At 61.9% G+C, this 4,134-nt stretch carries 6 protein-coding genes; 3 read left to right on the top strand and 3 right to left on the bottom strand.

Going from position 1 to position 4,134, the window contains the following annotated elements; translation table 11 throughout:
• On the top strand, window positions 1-335 hold a 335-nt coding region (locus JWQ61_RS04765; protein ID WP_304359505.1), incomplete at its 5' end, for a 4-oxalocrotonate tautomerase.
• Here JWQ61_RS04765 and JWQ61_RS04760 read toward each other — a convergent pair.
• Entirely contained in the window at window positions 327-722 is a 396-nt protein-coding gene (locus tag JWQ61_RS04760) for a 2Fe-2S iron-sulfur cluster-binding protein (protein ID WP_369684880.1), read from the bottom strand. The genes JWQ61_RS04765 and JWQ61_RS04760 overlap by 9 nt on opposite strands.
• Window positions 723-745: 23 nt before the next feature.
• Between JWQ61_RS04760 and JWQ61_RS04755 the strand changes: the two genes are divergently transcribed.
• Entirely contained in the window at window positions 746-904 is a 159-nt protein-coding gene (locus JWQ61_RS04755; protein WP_081466531.1) for a DUF3096 domain-containing protein, read from the top strand.
• A 176-nt stretch (window positions 905-1,080) separates the two neighbouring features.
• Here JWQ61_RS04755 and JWQ61_RS04750 read toward each other — a convergent pair whose 3' ends face one another.
• Together JWQ61_RS04750 and JWQ61_RS04745 are read right to left on the bottom strand one after the other, a co-directional pair.
• A complete protein-coding gene (locus JWQ61_RS04750; protein ID WP_304359504.1) occupies window positions 1,081-1,983 on the bottom strand; it encodes a LysR family transcriptional regulator in 903 nt (300 codons plus the stop codon).
• Between the two features lie 68 nt (window positions 1,984-2,051).
• The gene (locus tag JWQ61_RS04745) at window positions 2,052-3,125 is read right to left on the bottom strand and encodes a BMP family ABC transporter substrate-binding protein (protein ID WP_304359503.1); all 1,074 of its coding nucleotides are present in this window, start codon (window positions 3,123-3,125) and stop codon (window positions 2,052-2,054) included.
• A 237-nt stretch (window positions 3,126-3,362) separates the two neighbouring features.
• On the opposite strand from JWQ61_RS04745, the gene JWQ61_RS04740 reads away from it, so the two are divergent.
• The gene (locus JWQ61_RS04740; protein WP_120234146.1) at window positions 3,363-4,133 is read left to right on the top strand and encodes a class II glutamine amidotransferase; all 771 of its coding nucleotides are present in this window, start codon (window positions 3,363-3,365) and stop codon (window positions 4,131-4,133) included.
• Window position 4,134: the final 1 nt, after the last annotated feature.

Genomic DNA, 4,134 nt, shown 5'->3' with positions numbered 1-4,134 from the left:
CCCTGTCGCGCCTGACCGCGGCGATCCTGCACAAGAAACCTGAGCTGACTTCGATCGCGATTTCGCACGTCGATCCGGCGCACTGGTTTGTCGGCGGCCCGTCCCTGGCGGCGCAAAGAAAAACCAGTTTCTTCCTCGATATCCGCATCACCGACGAAACCAATACCGCCGACGAAAAGGCGGCGTATATCGACGCCGTCTTCAAGGAAATCGGCGCATTGCTGGGCGAACTGCATCACGAAAGTTATGTCCATGTCCACGATGTGCGCGCCGCGGCTTACGGCTTTGGCGGGTTGACGCAGCAGCACCGGGCGGTGGCGGCGCGTTTAGCCTGAAACTGGCAGCGGCAGGGCCGTGGCGCGGGGTTCTTCGATAACCAGGTCTGATTGCGGATAGGCGATGCAGGGCAGGATGTAGCCGTCTTTCTTTTCGTCGCTGCTCAGGCCCGGCCATTCGATCTGATAACGTATTTGTCCGCTCAGCAAACGGCACATGCAGGTGCGGCACGTGCCGTTCCTGCATGAACTCGGCAAACCGATGGCCGCGTTGCGCGCGGCTTGCAGCAAGGGAATGGCATCGGACGCCGCAAACGTCCATCCCTGCGGTTCAATGCGAACAGTGAATTCGGTCTGGAAAATCATCGTATGATGGCGCTCATCTTGTAAAATCCACGGTCCGGCTGCGAGATCGGCTGCCGTCGTGGAGCGGGTCGTCCCGGCCATTTTCCATCATAAAAAGATTGCTCATGAATATTCATCTGTCGCTAGTACCCGTGGTTTCCCTGCTCGCCGGCGTCCTGATCCTGGTCATGCCGAAACTCTTGAACTATATCGTCGCCTTCTATCTGATCGCGATCGGCCTGATTGGCTTGTTCGGCGGCGGCCACTTCCATCTGCATCTATAAGGGCCCGTCAGGAAATAAGTTGAACATTTGTGCTGGCCGTAGCTGGCGCGCTGCTGCGTTGCCCACCGCTTGCAGTGCTCGCACTGCGGCGCGTCGGGCGCCTTGCATCGCATCCAGCTACAGCCGCCCAAATGCCCAACTTATTCCCTAACGGACCCTACGCAAACGCCAGGGATTCATTCCCAGCGCGGGCGGCGATACCAGTCTGCCGCAAAATCGACAAACGCCCTGACCTTGGGCGACAGGTGCCGGTTTTGCGGATAGATCGCATACAGGTCGCGCGGTTTCAGCGTGAATTCGGGCAAGACCTGCAGCAGGTCGCCGCGCCGCAAATCATCGTGCACGATGAAGGAGCTGGTAGCCGCAATGCCCAGTCCGGCCAGGGCCGCCGAGCGTAAAGCGATGCCGGTATTGGCCTGCAGGTTGCCGCGCACGCTCACGGCGTGTTCGCTGCCGTCGGCGGCCTGGAACAGGAATTCATTCGGCTTTTGCGCCAGCGTATAAGTCAGGCAATTGTGCTGCGCCAGGTCGGCCGGCTGCTGCGGCACGCCATGCCGTTTCAGGTAGTCCGGCGCCGCCGCCAGCAGGATTCCGCAGGACGCCAGGCGTTTGGCGACCAGGGTCGAGTCGGGCAGGGCGCGCGTCAGGCGCAGCGCGACGTCGAAACCTTCTTCAATGATGTCGACCAGGCGGTCGTTGCAGACCAGGTCGACCTTGAGCTGCGGGTTGGCGAGGATGAACTGCGGCAGCCATTGCGCCAGTTCCAGCGTGCCGAACGCCATCGGCGCGTTGATCCGCAATACGCCGGAAGGGCGCGCCTGATGGGCCGATACGGCCTGGGCGGCGTCGTCCAGCTGGTCGATGATGTGGCGGCTGCGCTCGTAATATTCCTGGCCGGCTTCGGTCAATGCGAAGCGGCGCGTGGTGCGGTTGAGCAGTTGCGCGCCGAGCTCGAGCTCCAGTTGGCGCACCTGGCGCGAGACGATGGTGTGCGACTGGTTGAGTTCCGCGGCGGCAGCGGTGAAGCTGCCGGTTTCGACTACGCGCCGGAATGCGCGCATCGCTGCCAGTTGATCCATGCCGCTCCACCCCGAATAAAACCACAACGCTATCAGAATCGGGCGGCGCCTGCCAGGTCAACAGGCCCCTAATCGATTTTGAGCTTGCCGCTGACGATGGCGCTGCTGGTCTCGCGCAGCTTCAGCAGCAAGGGCCGCTGGCGCAGGATTTCACATTCCGAATAGGCGGCGTCCAGGCCCAGGGCGGTCAGCGCCACCGCGCCTTCCTTCAGGCCGAAGTCAAAACGTGGCGCGGTCGAACCGTTGGCCAGCAAGCCGACCGCCAGGATAATCGCCGTATCGGCATGGACTTCGACATTGTCGAGCACCCGCCCGGGCGCCTGTATGCACTGGTTGACGCCGCTGCCGATAGCCTTGGCGCGCGATTGCGGCGTCAGCGCCTTGAATACGCCGGAGTTGCTGCCGGCAGCGGCGGCCCAGATGACGTCGACGCCGTCGCCCAGCATGGTTTTGGTCAGCGCTTCGGCGCGCGGCGGATCGTTGAAGGGCTGCGGGCCTTCCACCCATAGCGGTTCATGCACCGTAATCGTCGGCTTGGCGGCGCGTGCGCCGTTGGCGAAGGCGATGCTGTTCTTTTGGCGCAGGGCGGTATTGCTGGCGCCGATCAGCCCGATCTTGCCGCTGCCCGAGGCCAGCGCCGCCTGCATGCCGGCCAGGTAGCTGGCTTCGCTTTCCCGGAAAGTGATGCAAGTGATATTGCTGGCGGCGTTATCGATGCAATGCTCCAGGATCAGGAAGCGGATTTGCGGCGCCTGGCGCGCCACCTTGTCCAGTATTTCCTTGAATTCGATGCCCATCACCACCACGATCGCGGCGCCTTGCTGGACTGCGTTGTCCAGCTGCTGCTGGCGGCCGGCGCGGGTCGGCTGGCTTTCCAGGGTGCTGGCTTGCAGCCGGTACAGCTTGGCGGCGTTGCTGACGCCGCTGCTGCCTTGCTGCAGCAGCACGTCGTCGTTGTTCGGCACCGGCCGCACGTAAATGATCTTGGGCAGCTCGGCGGCGCTGCTGATGACGCTCACGCTGGCCAGCAGCAGCGCCAGCGGCAGCAATAGCAGCCACCAGCGGATACGGGGTGTGCGGCATTCCTGTTCAGGCATGGCGGAACCTGCGTCGGCGCAGGACGGGCGGGGGATCGGCGGCATTGTCTCTTCCTCTTTATAAGGCGCCGGATCTGATGCCGGCGCTCGTTTGCCTGTACATATTGCTGGCAAAGCGGCCGTGGGCCATTTGAGGCAGGCTATACAAGGTATAGCGCCGGCCTGATATCGTCACCATAAGCGCCACCATATTTAACTTTTGATTACAGCGGCTGCGTGATACCGTTACCAGGAGACAGATAGAATCTGTATTTAGCGGCTTATCTCACCTGGTTCAGGAATATGTGTCAGTTACTTGGAATGAATTGCAATGTGCCGACCGACATTGTGTTCAGCTTTACCGGCTTCGCCACGCGCGGCGGCCAGACCGATCACCATAGCGACGGCTGGGGCATCGCCTTCTTCGAAGGCAGCGGCGTGCGCCATTTTGTCGATTACCAGTCGGCCATCGCATCGCCGGTGGCGGAATTGATCCGGCGCTGCCCGATCAAGTCGAAAAACGTCATCGCCCATATCCGCAAAGCCACCCAGGGCCAGGTTGCCTTGCAGAATTGCCATCCGTTTGTACGTGAACTGTGGGGCCGTTACTGGGTATTCGCCCATAACGGCGACCTCAAGGAATTTGCGCCGCTGCTGGACGGCCCATACCGGCCGGTCGGCAATACCGACAGCGAACTGGCTTTCTGCTACCTGCTGCAGCAGCTGCGGCGCCGTTTCGGCGATGCGCCGCCGGCGCAGGCTGAGCTGACGCTGGCCTTGCGCGAACTGACGCAGCAGATCGCCGCCCACGGCACCTTCAATGTGATGCTGTCGGATGGCTCGGCCCTGTACACCCATTGCTCCACCAAGCTGTACTACATCGTGCGTCAGTTTCCGTTTGCCGAAGCCCACCTGTCGGACGAAGACGTCAGCGTCGATTTCTCGCAGGTGACGACGCCGCAAGACCGGGTGGCGGTGATTGTCACCGAACCGCTCACCACCAACGAAGTGTGGACCAAGTTTGGCGAAGGCGAGCTGATCGTCTTTGTCGACGGCCAGCCGGTCCGGGAGTAAG

This window comes from Collimonas fungivorans (assembly GCF_028292705.1).
Classification (GTDB): domain Bacteria; phylum Pseudomonadota; class Gammaproteobacteria; order Burkholderiales; family Burkholderiaceae_D; genus Collimonas; species Collimonas fungivorans_B.
This window is presented reverse-complemented; position numbering and strand designations above follow the sequence as displayed.

Coding starts and splice junctions, on each gene's coding strand:
- JWQ61_RS04760 (WP_369684880.1), bottom strand. CDS start 722: ATGGCCGGGACGACCCGCTCCACGACGGCAGCCGATCTCGCAGCCGGA.
- JWQ61_RS04755 (WP_081466531.1), top strand. CDS start 746: ATGAATATTCATCTGTCGCTAGTACCCGTGGTTTCCCTGCTCGCCGGC.
- JWQ61_RS04750 (WP_304359504.1), bottom strand. CDS start 1,983: ATGGATCAACTGGCAGCGATGCGCGCATTCCGGCGCGTAGTCGAAACC.
- JWQ61_RS04745 (WP_304359503.1), bottom strand. CDS start 3,125: ATGCCGCCGATCCCCCGCCCGTCCTGCGCCGACGCAGGTTCCGCCATG.
- JWQ61_RS04740 (WP_120234146.1), top strand. CDS start 3,363: ATGTGTCAGTTACTTGGAATGAATTGCAATGTGCCGACCGACATTGTG.